This window comes from Streptomyces sp. NPDC047085, from assembly GCF_040643735.1.
Taxonomy (GTDB): Bacteria; Actinomycetota; Actinomycetes; order Streptomycetales; family Streptomycetaceae; genus Streptomyces.
This window is the reverse complement of record NZ_JBEYUW010000004.1, coordinates 604023-620736: the sequence shown is the minus strand read 5'-3', so window position 1 is coordinate 620736 and position 16714 is coordinate 604023. Positions and strand designations below refer to the sequence as shown.

Annotated in this window: 21 protein-coding genes, 1 tRNA gene and 1 pseudogene; 17 read left to right on the top strand and 6 right to left on the bottom strand. The window is 72.2% G+C overall.

Going from position 1 to position 16714, the window contains the following annotated elements; genetic code table 11:
* Positions 1–48: 48 nt before the first annotated feature.
* The 3 genes from ABZ865_RS18350 to ABZ865_RS18340 all read right to left on the bottom strand — a co-directional run bounded on the left by ABZ865_RS18350 (position 49) and on the right by ABZ865_RS18340 (position 4823).
* Positions 49–1947: a copper resistance protein CopC gene (locus ABZ865_RS18350; protein ID WP_361231079.1), complete on the bottom strand. Its 1899-nt coding sequence runs from the start codon at positions 1945–1947 to the stop codon at positions 49–51.
* A 91-nt stretch (positions 1948–2038) separates the two neighbouring features.
* Positions 2039–2689 carry a GNAT family N-acetyltransferase gene (locus tag ABZ865_RS18345; RefSeq protein ID WP_361231077.1) on the bottom strand — a complete coding sequence of 217 codons (651 nt, stop codon included), beginning with the start codon at positions 2687–2689 and terminating at the stop codon, positions 2039–2041.
* The gene (locus tag ABZ865_RS18340; protein ID WP_361231075.1) at positions 2682–4823 is read right to left on the bottom strand and encodes a penicillin acylase family protein; all 2142 of its coding nucleotides are present in this window, start codon (positions 4821–4823) and stop codon (positions 2682–2684) included. The genes ABZ865_RS18345 and ABZ865_RS18340 overlap by 8 nt, the downstream gene beginning before the upstream one ends.
* 81 nt (positions 4824–4904) lie before the next feature.
* On the opposite strand from ABZ865_RS18340, the gene ABZ865_RS18335 reads away from it, so the two are divergent.
* The 5 genes from ABZ865_RS18335 to ABZ865_RS18315 all read left to right on the top strand — a co-directional run bounded on the left by ABZ865_RS18335 (position 4905) and on the right by ABZ865_RS18315 (position 7737).
* Positions 4905–5630 (top strand): siderophore-interacting protein, encoded by a 726-nt coding sequence (locus ABZ865_RS18335; RefSeq protein WP_361231224.1) that lies wholly within the window; start codon positions 4905–4907, stop codon positions 5628–5630.
* Positions 5631–5654: 24 nt separating this feature from the next.
* Positions 5655–6257, top strand: coding sequence for an HhH-GPD-type base excision DNA repair protein (locus ABZ865_RS18330; protein ID WP_361231073.1), 603 nt, complete (start codon positions 5655–5657; stop codon positions 6255–6257).
* Positions 6258–6382: 125 nt separating this feature from the next.
* The gene (locus ABZ865_RS18325; protein WP_361231071.1) at positions 6383–7051 is read left to right on the top strand and encodes an HdeD family acid-resistance protein; all 669 of its coding nucleotides are present in this window, start codon (positions 6383–6385) and stop codon (positions 7049–7051) included.
* A 176-nt stretch (positions 7052–7227) separates the two neighbouring features.
* Positions 7228–7554: a hypothetical protein gene (locus ABZ865_RS18320; protein ID WP_361231069.1), complete on the top strand. Its 327-nt coding sequence runs from the start codon at positions 7228–7230 to the stop codon at positions 7552–7554.
* A 57-nt stretch (positions 7555–7611) separates the two neighbouring features.
* Positions 7612–7737, top strand: coding sequence for a hypothetical protein (locus tag ABZ865_RS18315; RefSeq protein WP_361231067.1), 126 nt, complete (start codon positions 7612–7614; stop codon positions 7735–7737).
* A 123-nt stretch (positions 7738–7860) separates the two neighbouring features.
* On the opposite strand, the pseudogene ABZ865_RS18310 reads toward ABZ865_RS18315, so the two are convergent.
* Positions 7861–8184: pseudogene (locus tag ABZ865_RS18310) on the bottom strand (helicase HerA-like domain-containing protein); the annotation flags it as partial.
* 234 nt (positions 8185–8418) lie between these two features.
* On the opposite strand from ABZ865_RS18310, the gene ABZ865_RS18305 reads away from it, so the two are divergent.
* Together ABZ865_RS18305 and ABZ865_RS18300 are read left to right on the top strand one after the other, a co-directional pair.
* Entirely contained in the window at positions 8419–8715 is a 297-nt protein-coding gene (locus ABZ865_RS18305) for a type II toxin-antitoxin system VapB family antitoxin (protein WP_004943146.1), read from the top strand.
* 109 nt (positions 8716–8824) lie between these two features.
* On the top strand, positions 8825–9466 hold the full coding sequence (locus ABZ865_RS18300) for a LytR C-terminal domain-containing protein (RefSeq protein ID WP_361231065.1): 642 nt from the start codon (positions 8825–8827) through the stop codon (positions 9464–9466).
* A 50-nt stretch (positions 9467–9516) separates the two neighbouring features.
* Here the strand turns inward: ABZ865_RS18300 and upp are convergent, their stop codons facing one another.
* Positions 9517–10152, bottom strand: coding sequence for a uracil phosphoribosyltransferase (gene upp, locus ABZ865_RS18295; RefSeq protein ID WP_100827088.1), 636 nt, complete (start codon positions 10150–10152; stop codon positions 9517–9519).
* A gap of 102 nt (positions 10153–10254) precedes the next feature.
* On the opposite strand from upp, the gene ABZ865_RS18290 reads away from it, so the two are divergent.
* The 9 genes from ABZ865_RS18290 to ABZ865_RS18250 all read left to right on the top strand — a co-directional run bounded on the left by ABZ865_RS18290 (position 10255) and on the right by ABZ865_RS18250 (position 15798).
* A complete protein-coding gene (locus ABZ865_RS18290; RefSeq protein ID WP_361231222.1) occupies positions 10255–10461 on the top strand; it encodes a hypothetical protein in 207 nt (68 codons plus the stop codon).
* A gap of 398 nt (positions 10462–10859) precedes the next feature.
* On the top strand, positions 10860–11393 hold the full coding sequence (locus tag ABZ865_RS18285) for a hypothetical protein (protein ID WP_361231219.1): 534 nt from the start codon (positions 10860–10862) through the stop codon (positions 11391–11393).
* Positions 11394–11452: 59 nt separating this feature from the next.
* Positions 11453–11884: a tRNA adenosine(34) deaminase TadA gene (tadA, locus tag ABZ865_RS18280; RefSeq protein WP_361231062.1), complete on the top strand. Its 432-nt coding sequence runs from the start codon at positions 11453–11455 to the stop codon at positions 11882–11884.
* A 69-nt stretch (positions 11885–11953) separates the two neighbouring features.
* Positions 11954–12038, top strand: a tRNA-Ser gene (locus ABZ865_RS18275).
* A gap of 127 nt (positions 12039–12165) precedes the next feature.
* Positions 12166–12345, top strand: a complete 180-nt coding sequence (locus ABZ865_RS18270; protein ID WP_153540120.1) for a hypothetical protein — start codon at positions 12166–12168, stop codon at positions 12343–12345.
* A 10-nt stretch (positions 12346–12355) separates the two neighbouring features.
* Positions 12356–12649, top strand: a complete 294-nt coding sequence (locus ABZ865_RS18265; protein ID WP_361231060.1) for a Dabb family protein — start codon at positions 12356–12358, stop codon at positions 12647–12649.
* Between the two features lie 191 nt (positions 12650–12840).
* Positions 12841–13692, top strand: coding sequence for an RNA polymerase sigma factor SigF (locus ABZ865_RS18260; protein ID WP_361231217.1), 852 nt, complete (start codon positions 12841–12843; stop codon positions 13690–13692).
* A 319-nt stretch (positions 13693–14011) separates the two neighbouring features.
* Entirely contained in the window at positions 14012–14947 is a 936-nt protein-coding gene (locus tag ABZ865_RS18255) for an RNA polymerase sigma factor SigF (protein WP_361231058.1), read from the top strand.
* Positions 14948–15555: 608 nt separating this feature from the next.
* Entirely contained in the window at positions 15556–15798 is a 243-nt protein-coding gene (locus ABZ865_RS18250; RefSeq protein ID WP_361231056.1) for a hypothetical protein, read from the top strand.
* A 9-nt stretch (positions 15799–15807) separates the two neighbouring features.
* Here the strand turns inward: ABZ865_RS18250 and ABZ865_RS18245 are convergent, their stop codons facing one another.
* Entirely contained in the window at positions 15808–16002 is a 195-nt protein-coding gene (locus ABZ865_RS18245) for a hypothetical protein (protein WP_361231054.1), read from the bottom strand.
* A gap of 205 nt (positions 16003–16207) precedes the next feature.
* Here ABZ865_RS18245 and ABZ865_RS18240 point away from each other — a divergent pair, with 205 nt between their 5' ends.
* Positions 16208–16708: a MarR family transcriptional regulator gene (locus tag ABZ865_RS18240; RefSeq protein ID WP_361231052.1), complete on the top strand. Its 501-nt coding sequence runs from the start codon at positions 16208–16210 to the stop codon at positions 16706–16708.
* Positions 16709–16714 lie beyond the last annotated feature (6 nt).

The following is a 16714-nucleotide window of genomic DNA, read 5'->3' as shown; positions in this document are numbered from 1 at the left end:
CTCCTCCACCGCTCCGCCTGCCCCTCCACCCGCGCTCGCCGCGTGTCACTACCTCCCCACCCGCAAGGTCCGGGACACGGTCACCTGATCCACCTCCGACACCCGTACCGTCACCTTCATGGTCCACGTCCCGGGGATCGGCAGGTCGAAGGAGTCGGCGGCCCAGTAGCCGCCCCGGTCGGTGACCTTGGTGTCCAGGGGGCCGATCCGCTGGGCGGGCAGGGTGAGGGTGACGCGCAGCTCGGGGACCGAGGACAGGCCGCCGTCGGGGCCGTAGACCACCGCCTGGACGGAGTTCGCGCCGACCCGGCCGGGGTCCAGGGTGATCTGCACCTTGCCGTGGCCGCCGGGGGTGCCGACGTCGAAGGGGATCGTGGTGACCGAGGCAACCGGGATGCCGGTCGTGGCCGTCACGCCCGTCGCGTCCGTCGCGGACTCCGCCGCCTCGGCCGCCGCGCGGCCCGGCAGTGTGCCCGTCAGCAGGGTCGTCAGGACGAGGACCACCACGCCGAGGGCCACCTCCACGAGGACCGAGCGGCGGAGGTGGGGGTGGTGGTGGCGGAGGTCGCTTAGGTCGCCGTGGCCATGGTCGTGGCCATGGTCGTGGTCGTGGTCGTGGTGACGGCGGTTCTCGATCCAGCGGCGGGACCAGGCGGCCGCGGCCAGCAGCAGGGTCACCGCCGCCAGCTTGGCCAGCAGGACCCGGCCGTACGTGGTGTCGCCGAGCGCCTGCCAGGAGCCCAGGCCGCGCCAGGACTGGTAGACGCCGGTCACCACCAGGACCGTCACCGAGACGAAGGCCAGGCGGGAGAAGCGGGTGACCACACGGGCCGGGAGGGGGGCGGGGTCCGGCGATCCGACGGGAGGGTCCGGCACCGGGGCCGGTGGTGTCCGGCGCAGGGTCAGCAGCAGGGCCGTCAGGCCGCCCAGCCAGGCCGCCATCGCCAGCAGGTGGAGCGTGGCGGAGGCGACGGCGAGGGGGACCTGGAGGCCCGCCGAGGCGTGTTCGGCCGCCGCCCAGGTGAGGGCGAGGGCGACGGCGAGGGTCGCGCCGGTCGCGAGGACCGCCCGCCGGGGGATCCGGCGCCGCCACCTGCTCAGGGCCAGTGCGCAGGCGGCCACGAGGAGCAGCAGGGCCAGGCGGGCCAGGAGGAGTTCGCCGGGGCGGGTCGTCGCCGTGCGGGTGAGGGAGGACGGGGCGAGAGCCCTCGCCGGGGAGGTGCCCTCCTCGTACGGGCCCCTCAGCAGGAACAGGGCGAGCGTCGAAGCGAGCAGGGTCCAGCCGCCGGTGTGGAGCAGGGGGCGCAGGTGGGACCTGGTCGGCGGGCGACAGTACGCCACGAACGCGGCCGTGCCGAGCAGCAGCGCCACGGACAGGTAGGCGAGGTAGCGCGCGATGTCGTACAGGCGCGTGGTCGTACGGTTCTCCGCCGGGTCGGTGACCGTCACCGCCGTCGCCGTGCGCTTGCCCACGGAGAACGTCAGCGCGCCCGACACCGGGTGGCTGTCCGCCGACACGACCCGCCAGGCCACCGTGTACGTGCCGGTGCCCAGCCGGGCGGGGAGGGTGACGCGGGCCGTGTCGGAACGGCCGGAGGCGTGCTCCGCCTCGCCGGTGCGCAGCCGGCGGTTCTCGGGGTCGTAGACACGGAACGAGTCGGTCAGCAGGCCCACCGACTCCGTGAACGTGAGCGTCACGTGCCGGGGGGCGCGCTTGAGGACGACTCCGTCGCCGGGGTCCGTCCCGCGCAGGGCCGCGTGGGCGGAGGCGGGGGTCGCGGTGCCGAGGAGGAGGGCGAGGAGGAGGGACAGCAGGCCGGCGGCCAGGAGCAGCGGTCTGCGCGGGTGGCTGTGGCTGTGGCTGTGGCTGTAGCCGTGGCTGTGGGGTGGGGGGTGCCCTGGGTGTGCGTTCCGCTCGCCGTGTTCCTCGTGCCCCTCGCCGCGCACGTCACCCGCCCTCTGTCTCGGACCTGCATGTCCCCGCATACGTACGGACGGATCCGGGGCGGCGCTCAATCCGGGGCGGTGTTCTCTGTGCTCAATCCGTGCCGGTGTCCTCGGGGAAGACCGTCTCCCGGGTGAGGAAGGCCAGCCGGGCCCGCTTCTCCGGGAGGTACACGTCCGGCAGGTCGATCTCGGGGAGGACGACCTCGGGGCCGGTGACGAAGCCCTGGCGTTCGAAGCGGGCGATCGCCTTGACGTTGCGGACGTCCGGGTCGACCACGATCCGGCGGCGGCCGAGCACGCGCAGGACGTACGACGTCATCGCGGTCAGCAGGGCCGAGGTCCAGCCGGGGCGGCGGCCGTCCGGGCCGGCGGGGGCCAGGAGGAGGTGGACGCCGATGTCGCCGGGGCGGACCTCGTAGCACTCGCCGACGCGGTCGGCCTCGGGCTCGTAGGTCTGGAGCAGGGCGACGGGGGTGCCGTCCTTGGTGACGAGGTGGGCGTGGTGGGTGTCGAGGGTGGCCATGTGGGCGTAGATCTCGGCGACTTGGGGGCGGGTGAGGCCGGTCATGCCCCAGAAGGCGGCGCGCTCCTCGCTGACCCAGGCGTGGATCACGTCGGCGTCGGCCGCGGGGTCGAGGGGGCGGATGCGGACGGTGCCGTAGTCGGGGATGCGCTGTTCGTGGGTGGGGGTGGGAGTGGGGTTGGGAGTGGGGGTCGAGGCGGGGGTTCGAGGGTCAGCCATGGGTGTCCTCCGTGTGTTCGAGGGCGAGTCGGGACCAGTCCGTGGTCACCGGAGCCAGATCTCCCTTGAGCCACAGGGGGAGTTGGTCACGGTGGTGGGCGCTGCCGGGGACGCCGTCCGCGCCGAAGGGGACGATCCAGCGGCTGTTGTCCCGGTCGGCCAGGTCCCAGACGTAGCGGGCGGCGGGGCCGCGCGCCGCCAGGTCGGTGAGGCCGGGGACGGCCGAGGTGCACAGCACGCAGTCGTGGTCGCCGGCCAGGCCCGGTTCGTCGTACGACTCCCCCGGCAGCGCGCGCCACGGGGCGAGGCGGTGGGTGTCGGCCCAGGTGCCGGTGGGGGGCGTGGCGGCCACCTCCTCCAACGCGGCGCGGACGGTTTCGCGGCGGTCGATGCCGTACAACTCCTCGGCGCTCAGCAGGTGTTCGAGGGCGTGTCCGATGCGCGGGGTGAGCGCCAGCCAGGGGAGCAGGACCTCGGGGTAGGCGGGGGGTTCGGTGAGGGCGGCGAGGGCCGGGTGGGCGGCGAGTCGGCGTACGACCGCCGAGCGCAGCGCCGCGTAGGCCGCCGCGTCGGTGCTGCCCGCGTCCATGTGGCGGTTCCAGGAGAGGAGGCGGTCGCGGAGGCCGGCCGCCTCGGGGGTGAGGCCGGGGGTGGGGGTGACATCGGGTGTGCCGGTGAGGGTGGGGGCATCGGCGGTGTCGGTGAGGGCGGCGAGGTGGTCGAGGAGAGGGGCGGCGGAGGCGAGGTGGGTGTCGGTGTGGATCGCGGGCAGGTCGGCGGCGGACCAGGTGCGGCGCCGGTCGAGGAGGGTGCGGATGCGGTCGGCGCGGTGGGGTGGGGCGAACTCGACGCCGAGGGGGGCGGCGGGGCCGCGCTGGTTGGCCATCACCGCGATGCCGTCGGTCAGTCCGGCGTACGGGGTGTCGTGCCGACCCTGCCAGTCGTGGCCGGGCTGCCAGGCTGGGACGGGGTGGAGGCGGTTGGCCGGGGCGCGGAGGGGGACGTGGCCGGCGACGCGGTGGAGGAGGCCGCCGCTGGTGTCGGCGGCCTGGACGACGTTGACCGGCTCGGTCCAGGTGTCGAAGGCGCGGTCGATGTCGGTGACGGTGCGGGAGCGGAGGAGGGGGAGGAGGGTGCTGAAGCCGAGGTCTTCGGTGACGCGGGGTGGGTAGCGGAGGGCCAGAGCGAGGTTTGCGGGCCCCGACTCCAGCCCCTCCGGGCCCCCGATGATCACCGGACCCCGGGCCGTTTCGATGACCTCGATGTCCAGGGGAGGTTCGCCCGCGATCTCGATGGTCTCGGTGTGGCGGTGGGCGCGGTGCCAGTGGCCGTCGGGGGAGAGGGCTTCGACGCCGGCGCCGGTGCGGCGGAGGCGTTCGTGGTAGAGGTCCTGGTAGTCGGCCATGGCGTTGGTGATGCCCCAGGCGACCGTGCCGGTGTGGCCGAAGTGGGCGATGCCGGGGACGCCGGGGACGGCGAGGCCGATGACGTCGAACTCGGGGCAGGACAGGCGGATCTGCTGATAGACGCCGGGGTCCTCGATGAAGCGGTGCGGGTCACCGGCGATCAGGGCGTGGCCGGTGTCGGTGCGGGTGCCGGAGAGCAGCCAGCCGTTGCTGCCCGCGGTGCCGGGGCCGTCCGTGGCGAACAGGCCGACCGCCTCGGGGCCGAGGTGCCGTATCGCCTGCTCGCGCCACAGCTTGGCGGGGAAGCCGGCGAAGAGGAGGTGGGTGGCCAGCCAGATGCCGAGCGGGGTCCAGGGGTGCCAGGCGCCGGGGGCGAGGCCGGTCCGGGTGAACTCGGGGGCGCGGGCGGCGCCTTCGGGCAGGCCCGCGTTGACGCCGTCGACGTACGCCCGGACCCAGTCCGCCGTCTCGGGGTCACGCCGTTCCAGCGCGGCGAAGCAGCGTCTCGCGGTGTCGTCGAGGCGGGCGCGGCGGGCGAGGACGTCCCAGGAGAGGGCGCTCGCGCCGAGGAAGGAGGCGGAGGTGCCCTGGGAACGGTGCCGTTCGACCTCCAGCTGCCAGGCGCGGTCCCGAGCGGTCACGCGGCCCTGGGCGTGGGCGAGTTCGCGGACGCCGGCGGCGCGCAGATGGGGGATGCCCCAGGCGTCGCGGTAGGTCTCGGTGGTCACCCTGGGACACTCCTTCATTTTAGGTTAGCCTTGCCTAAGTTCACGACGGTGCGGGAATCGTACGCGAAGGCGGAGGCAGTGATGGGGCAGGGGCGGGGCTGGGAGGGGGCGGTCCTCCGCCTGCTGCGCGCGAAGGACTTCGTGTGCACGGTGATGGAGGCGGAGGACGTCACACCGCACTACCGGCGGCTGCGGCTCAGCGACGGCGGGCTGCTCGCCGCGCTCGGTGTCCATCCGACGATGTGGGTGCGGCTGTGGTTCACCGACGCGGCCGGGCGGCCCCACCAGCGGGCCTTCACGCTCGTCGATCCGGACCCCGCGACCGGCACCTTCGGACTCGAGTTCGCCCTGCACGAGGGGTGCGCCGCGGACTGGGCACGGGCGGCCGCGCCCGGCGACACCATCGAGGCGACCGTCCAGGGCACCGGCTTCCAGCACCCCGACCCCGCCCCCTCGCACGTCGTCGCGATCGGTGACCCCGCCTCACTGCCCGCGATCAACTCCCTGCTCTCCGCGCTGGGTTCGGCCCCGGCGACCGTATGGTTCGAGGGCGGCCTGGACGGCCTCCCCTGCCACGCCGACCCGTCCCGCCACGAGATCCGCGAGGTCCCGCGCCGCGCCGCCGGCGCCCACCTGGTCGAGCGGGTCCGCGCCGAGCTGCCCGCCGTCCTGTCCGCCACCCCGCACCCGTACGTCTGGATCGCCTGCGACACGGCGACGACCCGCGCCCTGGCGTCGTACGTCCGCAAGGAACTGGCCGTGCCGAAGGCGCGGGTGCACGCCCTGGGGTACTGGCGGGCGGACTGAGTTCCCGCGCGGGATCATCGACCCATGGACGTCACCCTGCACCTCGCCCAGGACCCCGAGGCCGACGCGCTGCTCGGGCGCAGCCCGCTCGCCGCGCTGACCGGGATGCTGCTGGACCAGCAGATTCCGATGGAGTGGGCGTTCAAGGGGCCTGCGACGATCGCGCGGCGGATGGGCGCCGAGGACCTGGACGCCCACGACATCGCGGCCATGGACCCGGAGGCGTTCGCCGCGCTGCTCTCCGAGAAGCCGGCCGTGCACCGCTACCCGGGGTCGATGGCCAAGCGGATCCAGCAGCTGTGCCAGTACCTGGTCGAGCACTACGACGGGGACACCGAGGCCCTCTGGCAGGGCGTCGGCAACGGAACGGAACTGCTGAAGCGCCTGGAGGCCCTGCCCGGCTTCGGCAAGCAGAAGGCGCAGATCTTCCTGGCCCTGCTCGGCAAGCAGCTCGGCGTGCGGCCCACGGGCTGGCGGGAGGCCGCGGGCGCGTACGGGGAGGCGAAGTCCTTCCGGTCCGTCGCCGACATCACCGGACCCGAGTCGCTGGCCAAGGTGCGGGCGCACAAGCAGGAGATGAAGGCGGCGGCCAAGGCGGCCAAGACCGCCAAGCCCTCGGGCACGTAAGCCTCAGGCACGTAGGCCTCAGGCAGCGATGCCCCGGGCACTTAGGCCTCAGGATCACCCGAGTGGCCGCCCGCGCGTGAGCGCCCCGAGTGGCGGAACGTGCCCGGATGGTCCAAGCATGGAACATGACTGAGGCACCCAGTAGCGGCCCCTCCTGGGACCGCGAGTACAACGACCGCAGCGTCCACACGGGCCACGCGCCGCAGACCCAGCACGAGCCCGAACCGCCCATCGAGGGCCCCCTGCACGCCCTGTCCCAGGCCGCCTGGCAGGTCGTCCTGCTCACCGGCATCGCCTCGCTGATCCTGGGCGTGCTGGTGCTGATCTGGCCGAAGCAGTCGCTGGTCGTCGCCGGCGTCCTGTTCGGCATCTACCTCGTGGTCAGCGGCATCTTCCAGATCGTCGCCGCCTTCGGCACGCACCAGAAGACCTCGCTGCGCGTGCTGGCCTTCATCAGTGGCGGCCTGTCGGTCCTGCTGGGGCTGTTCTGCTTCCGCGGGGCCATGCAGTCGATCCTGCTGCTCGGCCTGTGGATCGGCATCGGCTGGCTGATCCGCGGCATCACCCAGAGCATGGCGGCGATCTCCGACCCCGCGATGCCCGCCCGGGGCTGGCAGATCTTCCTCGGGGTCGTCACCTTCATCGCCGGCATCGTGCTGATCGACTCGCCGGTCCAGTCGGTGGCCGTGCTGACCCTGGTCGCCGGCTGGTGGCTCATCGTGGTCGGCATCGTGGAGATCGTCACCTCCTTCGGCCTCCGCGGCCGCGCCAGGCAGATTCCCCGCACGGTGTGAGCGGCACCTCTGAGCTGCGCGATGTGAGCGGCACGCTCTGAGCCGCCCGCTGTGATCCGCACGCGCGAGCCACGTGCTGTGAACACCGTCAACCACGCGGTCCGCCGGGTACGCCGAGCGAGCGGATCTCGGGGCCGGGCGATGAACACCCCGGCTCCCGCGGGGAAATGACGGGTGTGAGCAGCACCGCACACCATCGCCCGCCACGCCCCCGCGCGTGGCTACGGCTGCTCGTGCTGCTGCTCGCCCTGCTGGTGCCCGGCGTCCACGCGCAGGCCCAGGCCGCGCCGGCGGTGGCGATGTCCGCCGAGACCGCCGAGCACGACGTCCTCGACACACTGCTCCGGCCCCCCGCCCGCACCGTCCACCGGGCCGACGCGCCCGAGCGCACCGCGCCCCTCCCCGACCCGGCGCCCGCCCGGCCCCCGGCACACCCGTGCCCCGCCGCACCGAGGGCGCCGTACGCCGTACCCCTGCTGCGCACCGTGGTCCTGCGCTGCTGACCGACCCCGCTCCCGCCCAGGTCAGTCAGCTTCACGCAAGGAACCGAGGAACACAGCATGCCCACCGACCCCTACGCGGTCCTGCGCGCCCTGCTGCGCGCGGAGGCCAGGCGCAGCGCGCCGCGCCGACCGGACACCAAGTCACCCCAACCCCAACAGCCGGCCAAGGAGGACGGCCGCTGACACGAGGGCGGCCGACACGACGGCGGAGGCGGCGGGCCCCGGCCAACAGGGACCCGCCGCCTCCGCCGAGCCGTGCCGCGGAGAGCCGCCGTACCGCGGAGAAGAGCGACCTCCGGGACGGACCTACCGCCTCCGCCGGGCCGTACCGAACAGGGACCGGGTGATCTCGCGGCCGATCTGGGTGCCGACCGAACGGGCCAGCGACCTGAACATCCCGCTGGCGACCACCTGCTCGACCAGCGACGGCTCCTCCTCGGGCACCCTCGCCCGCGCCTTCCCCATCGCCCGCGCTTCCCTCTCCGCCCGCTGAGCGGCGGACGCCTCCCGCCCGGCCCGCTCCCCCTGCGCGGCGGTCAGCCTCTCGTACGCCGACTCGCGATCCACAGCCTGTGCATAACGTCCGTACCGCGCGGACTCCCGGACCGCCCGGTCCAGCTCGGCCGCGTCCCGGGCCGGGGCGGGCAACTCCGGCTGCTTCGGAGGCGCCCCTGGGCCCCGGGAGTGGCGGGAGTGGCGGGAGTGGCGGCGGCCGACGCGGTCTCGCTGTCACTCATCTCAGGCCCCCGTTCCCGGCGGTGCTCCCGGTAGTCGCCGCTTTGCCCTGCTTCGCTCCGTCATTTCCAACGTCGCACTCCGGCGCCATGGCTGCGCCCGGAACGTCTTGACCGGTAGGCTTTCCGTGTGATCTTCAAGCGCATCGGAAACGGCCGGCCGTACCCCGACCACGGCCGGGAAAGCACCCGGCAGTGGGCGGACGTCGCGCCGCGCCCGGTCCGCCTCGATCAGCTCGTGACCACCAAGCAGCAGCTCGACCTGGAGACCCTGCTGGCGGAGGACTCGACGTTCTACGGCGACCTCTTCGCGCACGTCGTGAAGTGGCAGGGCGACCTGTACCTGGAGGACGGCCTGCACCGCGCCGTCCGCGCCGCGCTCCAGCAGCGCCAGGTGCTGCACGCGCGCGTGCTCGAGCTCGACTGACCCCGGCTGACCCCGGCGCGACAGGGGCGTTGGCCCTTTCGGGTTCCGCTGAGCGGCGTCAACTGATCATCTAATAGGCATCGCCGCCCGGGCGCACTACGCTGCGCCCATGAGCATGCTGACTCCCCCCGGCATGGGTGGCAAGTACCGGATCACGGGGGGCACATACCCTCGGATGCGCCCGCGCCGGCGGCGCGGCAGGCTCGTGTTCGCCGTGCTGGCCTCCGTCACCGCGCTGGGCCTGGTCGGCTGGGGCACGCTGCAGCTCATCGACGTCTTCACGGGCGGCGACAAACACACCTCGGCGGACGGTTCCGCCGCGAGCTGCCGTACCAGGACCACGACCACCACCGCCGCACGGACCAAGGCACTGCCCCGGCCGGGTGAGATCACGGTGAACGTCTACAACGCCACCGCGCGCACCGGGCTCGCCAAGCAGACGGCGGACGAGCTGAAGAAGCGCGGCTTCAAGATCGGCGCCGTGGGCAACGCGAGCAAGGACTTCGACAAGAAGATCAAGGGCACCGGGCTGTTGCTCGGCCCCGCCGCCGCGCTCGACACGTCGCTGCCGGTGCTGTCCACCCAGCTGGCCGGCGCCGAACGCCGTACGGACGCCGCCCGCAAGGGGAACGACGTCGACCTGATCATCGGTGACGGCTTCAAGGCGCTGACCAGCACGCCGGAGGCGACCAAGGCACTGACGGCCCTGGCCGCACCGCAGCCGACGGCTTCGCCGAAGGACGGCTGCTGACCGTCTCCGGCGAGCGGCCGGGCTGAGTCGGGGGAGGGAGCGGAGGGGGGTTACTCCGCCGCGCCGTAGAGCCTGTCCCCCGCGTCACCGAGGCCCGGCACGATGTAGCCGTGCTCGTTGAGGTGGTCGTCCACGGCCGCCGTCACGACCGTCACCGGCGTGCCCGCCAGCTCGCGCTCCATGACCTCGACGCCCTCGGGGGCGGCGAGCAGCACCACCGCGGTCACGTCGTCGGCGCCGCGCTTGATCAGCTCCTGGATCGCCGCGACCAGCGTGCCGCCGGTGGCCAGCATCGGGTCCAGGACGTACACCTGGCGGCCCGAGAGGTCCTCCGGCATGCGCGAGGCGTACGTGGAGGCCTGCAGCGTCTCCTCGTTGCGGATCATGCCCAGGAAGCCCACCTCGGCGGTCGGCAGCAGCCGGACCATGCCGTCCAGCATGCCGAGACCGGCCCGCAGGATCGGCACGACGAGCGGGCGGGGGCGGGCGAGCTTGACGCCGGTGGTCCGCGCGACGGGCGTCTGGATGTCGACGGCCTCGGTGCGCACGTCCCGCGTGGCCTCGTAGGCGAGCAGGGTGACCAGCTCGTCGGCCAGGCGGCGGAAGGTCGCGGAGTCGGTGCGCTGGTCGCGCAGCGTGGTGAGCTTGTGGGCGACCAGGGGGTGGTCGACGACGTGGAGACGCATGTCCCTAACAGTAACCGCGCCCGACCGCGGCTCGCTCTGGCATCAAACCCCCCGTCCGAGGGAAAGTGGGAGGACGGACTGGGGTGGTGTGACGTGCCTGACCTGCCTGACGTACCCGAAGACGCCTCCGCCGACGCCGGCGCCGCCGAGCCGGAGCGGACCGAGACGGACGCCGAACGCCGACGCAGGCGTGCCCAGTTCCTGCGCGACCTCGCCGAGGCACGCCAGTTGCGCCGGCGCGTCCAGCCCCGCCGCGCGAAGGCGGCCCGGCTGCGCCACGCCATGCGCATGCGGACGTTCCGTTGGTAGGGCGGTCCGGCGTACGGTCCTGAGGCAAGGAGTCCGGGGAAGATCCCGGCGAGAGGGACACGAGAGGGTCCGCGGCAGAAGGACCGCGGCAGAAGGACTGCGGAAGACCGAGGCGGATCGAGGAAGATCAACGCCCGCTCGGATGTTGCGGGGACGGGCGTGCGTGAGCTCTGCGAAAGCCGCGTACGATCCGCAGGTGGCGGCAACGAGTGCGCTGCTGAGTCGTTCACGGATCCACGATCGAAACAGCCAGACACAGGGAGCCGAAGACGTCCCCTGAACGCCTTGTTTCTGCCACGATTCCGAGTGGGTGGGGCTCGGAGCCCAGCTCTCTCCGCCCAGTACCTCCGCCGGGGGGACCCCCAACCGGCACGCCTATGACCAGTGGGAGAGTCACGGTGTACTTCGCCGCACTGCTCGCGCGCACCGAAGACGGGTGGGAAGCGAGCGACACAGAGCTCGACGATGTGGAGACCCTGTCGGATCTGGCCGACCTGGCCCGGGAAGCCTCTCCCGAAGAGGACACGGTGCTCGTCCTGATCGAGCAGGAGGACGCCTGGTTCGGGGTCGTCCGCGTGGACGGCGAGGACGACCCTCGCATCTACGTCTCGGACGCGGCCGCGGCCGCCCGCAGCGCCTACGGGGAGCTGCTGCTCACCGACGAGCTGCTGGGCCGCGAGCCCGGCGTCGACGACGGCACGGACCTGGACGCCCTGGACCTCGACGGCACGGAGGACGGTGAGTCCGGGGACGAGGACGACGAGGACGGGCCCGCCGCCGACGCGGTGCCGCACAGCCCGGTGGGCGACAGCGAGATCCTCGACGACCTGGGCGTCAGCGAGAAGGAGCTGCGCGCGCTGGACGCCGAGGAGGCGCTGGGCGCGATCGCCGAGGCCCTGGGCGCCTCGGAGGTGCTGGAGACCGTCCGCTGACCGCACGACTGGACACGCAAGGCGCTCCGGACCCGGTACGGGACCGCTGGCGGGCCGCGATGCGACTCGCCCTGGACGAGGCCGAGCAGGCCGTCCGGGGCGGGGACGTACCCGTCGGCGCCGTCGTGCTGTCCCCGGACGGTACGACGGTGCTCGGGGCCGGGCACAACGAGCGCGAGGCCACCGGTGACCCCACGGCCCACGCGGAGATCCTCGCGCTGCGGCGGGCCGCCCTGGCCCTCGGGGAGTGGCGGCTGAGCGGCTGCACGCTCGTGGTCACCCTGGAGCCCTGCACGATGTGCGCGGGCGCGCTGGTGCAGTCCCGGGTGGACCGGGTGGTCTACGGCGCCCGCGACGACAAGGCGGGCGCGGCCGGCTCCCTCTGGGACGTCGTACGCGACCGCCGGCTCAACCACCGGCCCGAGGTCGTCGAGGGCGTCCTGGCCGAGGACTGCGCGCGGCTGCTCACCGAGTTTTTCCGGGACCGGTGAGCAGACCGGTGAGGGGACCGGTGAATACCGATTTCAGCGCACGCCCCCCTGTGCTGTAAGGTCTCCCTCGGTAGCGTGTCCGAGCGGCCGAAGGAGCTCGCCTCGAAAGCGAGTGTGGCGCAAGTCACCGAGGGTTCAAATCCCTCCGCTACCGCTTGAGAAGGGCCCTGTCACGCGACGGGGCCCTTCGTGCACCTACCCTCAAAAGGCGAGGAGAGGGCGGACGTTACACTCGCCGCCGGCAGCAGGGGCCCACGGGGGCAGGGACAGGGGAGGCCGCGGTGGCGGTGAACGCCAAGAAGATCGCCGTGTACGCGCTCGTGGTCTTCGCGCTGTACGTGATCATCACGGACCCGGCCAAGGCGGCCGACTACGTCCAGATAGGCTTCGAGGGCATATCGGACGCGGCCAAGGCCATAGGCGACTTCATGACCTGGGTCGCCAACGGAGGAAAGAGCTGAGGTACACCCCATGATCCGCCACCTGGTCCTCTTCAAGCTCAACGAGGGCGTCGAGCGCGACGATCCGCGAGTCGTGGCGGGCGCCAAGGCCTTCGAGGAGCTCGGCGGGCAGATCGAGGAGCTGCGCTTCTGGGAGTGCGGCTGGAACATCACCGACCGGCCCATCGCCTACGACTTCGCGATCAACTCGGCGGTCGAGGACGCGGACGCCCTCAAGCGCTACCTCGAGCACCCCGCCCACCAGGCGGGCGCGGCCATGTGGCGGGAGTTCGCCACGTGGGTGATCGCCGACTACACATTCTGAGCCACCCGCCTTCCGGAGGCTTTCCGGACCCGAGCCCTCCGCCGGAACGGCGGGGGGCTTTCGTGCGTCTTGCGACCCAACTTGGCGCAGTTTGACCACAACACGGCGTTATGCGGTGCTTGCACACAGTGCACATGTCTTGTGATGCTATGACCGCTTTTGACCGATGATTGAGCGACGAAGAGGTGGCGTTGACCGTGTCGGCCAGTACTGCGCCACCCCAGGCGGAGGCGCCCGCCCCCGCCCCCGTTCCGCCCACTTCCCCCGCCCCCGAGAAGCGCCGCGGCGCCGACACCCGAGCCCTGACCCAGGTGCTCTTCGCCGAGCTGAAGGATCTGACGCCGGGCACCCCGGAGCACAACCGGGTACGGGGGGCGCTCATCGAGGCCAATCTCCCGCTCGTGCGCTACGCGGCCGCCCGCTTCCGCTCCCGCAACGAGCCGATGGAGGACGTGGTCCAGGTCGGCACCATCGGGCTGATCAACGCCATCGACCGCTTCGACCCGGACCGGGGCGTGCAGTTCCCGACCTTCGCCATGCCGACCGTGGTCGGAGAGATCAAGCGCTACTTCCGGGACAACGTCCGCACCGTCCACGTGCCGCGCCGGCTGCACGAGCTGTGGGTGCAGGTCAACAGCGCGACCGAGGACCTCACGACCGCCTTCGGACGCTCACCGTCGACCGCCGAGATCGCCGAGCGGCTCAGGATCAGCGAGGAGGAGGTGCTGTCCTGCATCGAGGCGGGACGGTCGTACCACGCCACCTCGCTGGAGGCCGCGCAGGAGGGCGACGGGCTGCCGGGCCTGCTGGACCGGATCGGCTACGAGGACCCGGCCCTGGACGGCGTGGAACACCGCGATCTCGTCCGGCATCTCCTCGTCCAACTCCCCGAACGGGAACAGCGAATCCTGCTGCTGCGCTACTACAGCAATCTCACCCAGTCCCAGATCAGCGCGGAACTCGGTGTCTCGCAGATGCACGTCTCGCGACTTCTCGCCCGCAGCTTCCAGCGACTGCGCTCCGCGAATCGCATCGAGGCATAGAGGCATGACCGGCGCACGGAAGCACAACGCGGAACACACCAGGTCACACCCGTTCGCAAGCAAGATCGATCAGTAACCGGAGAGAGCGAATCGCCCACCCGGGCCGTTCCCGACAGTTGTGCGCCGAAAAACTGTCAGACCCCTTCTTTCCAGGGCTGATTCACCTCTGGCATGTCGACATGTCACTACAGCGTGTTGCCGACATGTGACATTCTTCCGAGAGCGCGTTTGCCGGACCTCCGGCTCCGGTATTCAGGTGAAGGCTGCGTTGCTCGAAAGGCACCGCACCACGACCGTCCCGCGACCCAAAGGGGGTGGCATGTCCGCAGACCAGGGCAGCTCGAAGGTGCTCACGCCCACGAGCGAGGCAGCGCCCAAGGAGCTCGACGCTCTCGACGTCCTCGACGGCATCGAGGGCGTCACGGCCCTCGACGCCGTGCCGTCCCCCGCCGCCGTGGCCCCGGCTCCCGAGCCGGCCCTGCCTGTCGCGGCGGACCTCGACACCCGCACCCTGTCCCGCTCCCTGTTCCTGCGGCTCGCCGCCCTCGACGAGAACAGCCCCGAGCGCGCCTACGTCCGGGACACCCTGATCGAGCTGAACCTCCCCCTCGTGCGCTACGCGGCGGCCCGCTTCCGCTCGCGCAACGAGCCGATGGAGGACATCGTCCAGGTCGGCACCATCGGCCTGATCAAGGCGATCGACCGCTTCGACTGCGAACGGGGCGTGGAGTTCCCGACGTTCGCGATGCCGACGGTCGTGGGCGAGATCAAGCGCTTCTTCCGCGACACCTCGTGGTCGGTGCGGGTGCCGCGCCGGCTCCAGGAGCTGCGCCTGGCCCTCACCAAGGCCAGCGACGAGCTCTCCCAGAAGCTGGACCGCTCCCCGACGGTGACGGAGCTGGCCGCCGTGCTCGGCGTCTCCGAGGAGGACGTGGTCGACGGCCTCGCGGTCGGCAACGCCTACACCGCCTCCTCGCTCGACTCCCCGGCCCCCGAGGACGACGGCGGCGAGGGCTCGCTCGCCGACCGCCTCGGCTACGAGGACAGCGCGCTGGAGGGCGTGGAGTACCGCGAGTCCCTCAAGCCCCTGCTGGCCAAGCTGCCGCCCCGCGAGCGCCGGATCATCATGCTGCGCTTCTTCGCGAACATGACCCAGTCGCAGATCGGCGAGGAGGTCGGCATCTCCCAGATGCACGTCTCCCGGCTGCTCACCCGGACGCTGGCCCAGCTGCGGGAAGGACTCATCTCCGACTGAGGCTCTGAGGCCTGAGGGTCCGAGTGGTCCGAGGACCCAAGGTTCTGAGGGTTCTTTTCTGACGAAGCGTCAGTCACCATGTCCGGATGCGGCGGATGCTTCGTACGACATGGACACATGGCCGCCGGGGCGCCCTGATGGGGGCATCGGCGGCCGTCGTGTGCCTGGGTGTGACGCTGGGCGTCTGCGGAGGCGGCGGGCGGGACGGATACGTGGCGGTGGGCGGCGTGCCCCGCCCCGGGGAGACGGCCGGCGGACCGACCGGAGCGGTGCGGATGGTCCCGCTGGACGGACCGTCCGGGGCGACGGGGTCGTCCGGGTCGGCCGGGTCGACGGGAAGCTCCGATTCGGCGGCTGGCCCGGGCACTTCGCCCCCGTCCTCGGAGCAGGCCCCCTCGACCACCGAGGGCACCGCCCCCGGTCGAACGCCCGGGACGTCAGCCGCCACACCGAGCCCCACCGAAGCGGCCCCGGGCAGCACGGACAGCACCCGTCCACCGTCCCGCTCCCCGGCCCCAACTCCCTCCCGTACGAGGCCTCCTGCGCCTGCCGCCCTCACCTGGGGCGACCCCAAGGGTGAGGCCACGGACCAGCGCTGGTGCGAGAAGGTGACCGTCGCATTCCACAACTCCGGTGGCACGGCGGTGCGTTCGGGGACGGTGACGTTCGGGACGCACATCATCGGCCTGCTCGGCCTCGACTGGGGGACGGTCGACTCGACCGAGGACCTGCCGGTGCCGATCGCGGCCGGCGCGCGCGAGGACCACACCTGGACGGTGTGCGTCGACGCCTGGCGCGTCCCGCTGGGGATGCACATCGAGACGCGGGACGTGTCCGTCCGGTGGAAGTAGTCGTACGCCTTACTTGAACGCCAGCCAGGCGACCGCCGCGACGACCGCCACGGCCACGACGATGCCGATGATCAGGCCGACGCGCGGGCCCGAGGAGGCCGCCTGCTGCTGCCGGCCCTGCGGGGCCTCGTCGACGAACGCGCGGAACATCTGGGTGCTGCCGGCGGGGTCGTAGTTGCCCTGGGGGCCCTGGGTGTTAGCCATGGCCCGAGACACTAGCGAATCCAGGTGTGCGGCCCAAGTGCGGGGCCACCGGGACAGAGGGGGGCACCTCACCCGGGCCGACCTGCACATTTACGGTCGCAATACTTGCCTTTGCCAAGTTTTTGCGCCGCCCGCTCCCCGTTTATTTGCCTGCAGCAACCAAACAGGCCTATGGTTGCCCCAAGCAACGAATACGGGAGGTGTGATGGCCGAGCGGACGCAGTTCGAGGAGCTGGCGCGTCAGCTCAGCGCCGTCGGCGCCGTGAAACGGGACCTGGGGCGGATTCTGCCCCCCGACTGTCCGGGCGGCTCGGCGGCCGTGCTGACGCTGCTCGGCACCCACGGCGACATGCGCATCAGCAAGCTCGCCGAGCTGCTGGCCGTCGACATGTCGGTCACCAGCCGGCACGTCGCGCACGTCGCCGAGCGCGGCTGGATCGAGCGGTCACCGGACCCCGCGGACAAGCGTTCGCGCATCCTGCGCCTGACGCCCGCCGGCCACGAGCAGCTCGACGAGCTGTCCCGGCGGACCAGCCATCTGCTCGCCGAGCGGCTGAGCGACTGGAGCGACGACGACGTCGCCCTGCTCATCCGCCTGATGACGCGCCTGCGCGCATCCTTCGCCGACTGCCGGTCCGCCCCGGCGCGGTCCCCCGCACCCGTCGTCGTAGCCGAAGAGACCACCCGTACACCCGCAAGCACGTAAGAGAAG

What these genes read in the sequence shown, in the direction of transcription:
- ABZ865_RS18330 (WP_361231073.1), top strand. Translation starts at nt 5,655, where the DNA reads ATGGACGTCACCCTGCACCTCGCCCAGGACCCCGAGGCCGACGCGCTG.
- ABZ865_RS18265 (WP_361231060.1), top strand. Translation starts at nt 12,356, where the DNA reads ATGATCCGCCACCTGGTCCTCTTCAAGCTCAACGAGGGCGTCGAGCGC.
- ABZ865_RS18325 (WP_361231071.1), top strand. Translation starts at nt 6,383, where the DNA reads ATGACTGAGGCACCCAGTAGCGGCCCCTCCTGGGACCGCGAGTACAAC.
- ABZ865_RS18240 (WP_361231052.1), top strand. Translation starts at nt 16,208, where the DNA reads ATGGCCGAGCGGACGCAGTTCGAGGAGCTGGCGCGTCAGCTCAGCGCC.
- tadA (WP_361231062.1), top strand. Translation starts at nt 11,453, where the DNA reads ATGCGACTCGCCCTGGACGAGGCCGAGCAGGCCGTCCGGGGCGGGGAC.
- ABZ865_RS18245 (WP_361231054.1), bottom strand. Translation starts at nt 16,002, where the DNA reads ATGGCTAACACCCAGGGCCCCCAGGGCAACTACGACCCCGCCGGCAGC.
- ABZ865_RS18315 (WP_361231067.1), top strand. Translation starts at nt 7,612, where the DNA reads ATGCCCACCGACCCCTACGCGGTCCTGCGCGCCCTGCTGCGCGCGGAG.
- ABZ865_RS18345 (WP_361231077.1), bottom strand. Translation starts at nt 2,689, where the DNA reads ATGGCTGACCCTCGAACCCCCGCCTCGACCCCCACTCCCAACCCCACT.
- upp (WP_100827088.1), bottom strand. Translation starts at nt 10,152, where the DNA reads ATGCGTCTCCACGTCGTCGACCACCCCCTGGTCGCCCACAAGCTCACC.
- ABZ865_RS18335 (WP_361231224.1), top strand. Translation starts at nt 4,905, where the DNA reads ATGGGGCAGGGGCGGGGCTGGGAGGGGGCGGTCCTCCGCCTGCTGCGC.
- ABZ865_RS18255 (WP_361231058.1), top strand. Translation starts at nt 14,012, where the DNA reads ATGTCCGCAGACCAGGGCAGCTCGAAGGTGCTCACGCCCACGAGCGAG.
- ABZ865_RS18300 (WP_361231065.1), top strand. Translation starts at nt 8,825, where the DNA reads ATGAGCATGCTGACTCCCCCCGGCATGGGTGGCAAGTACCGGATCACG.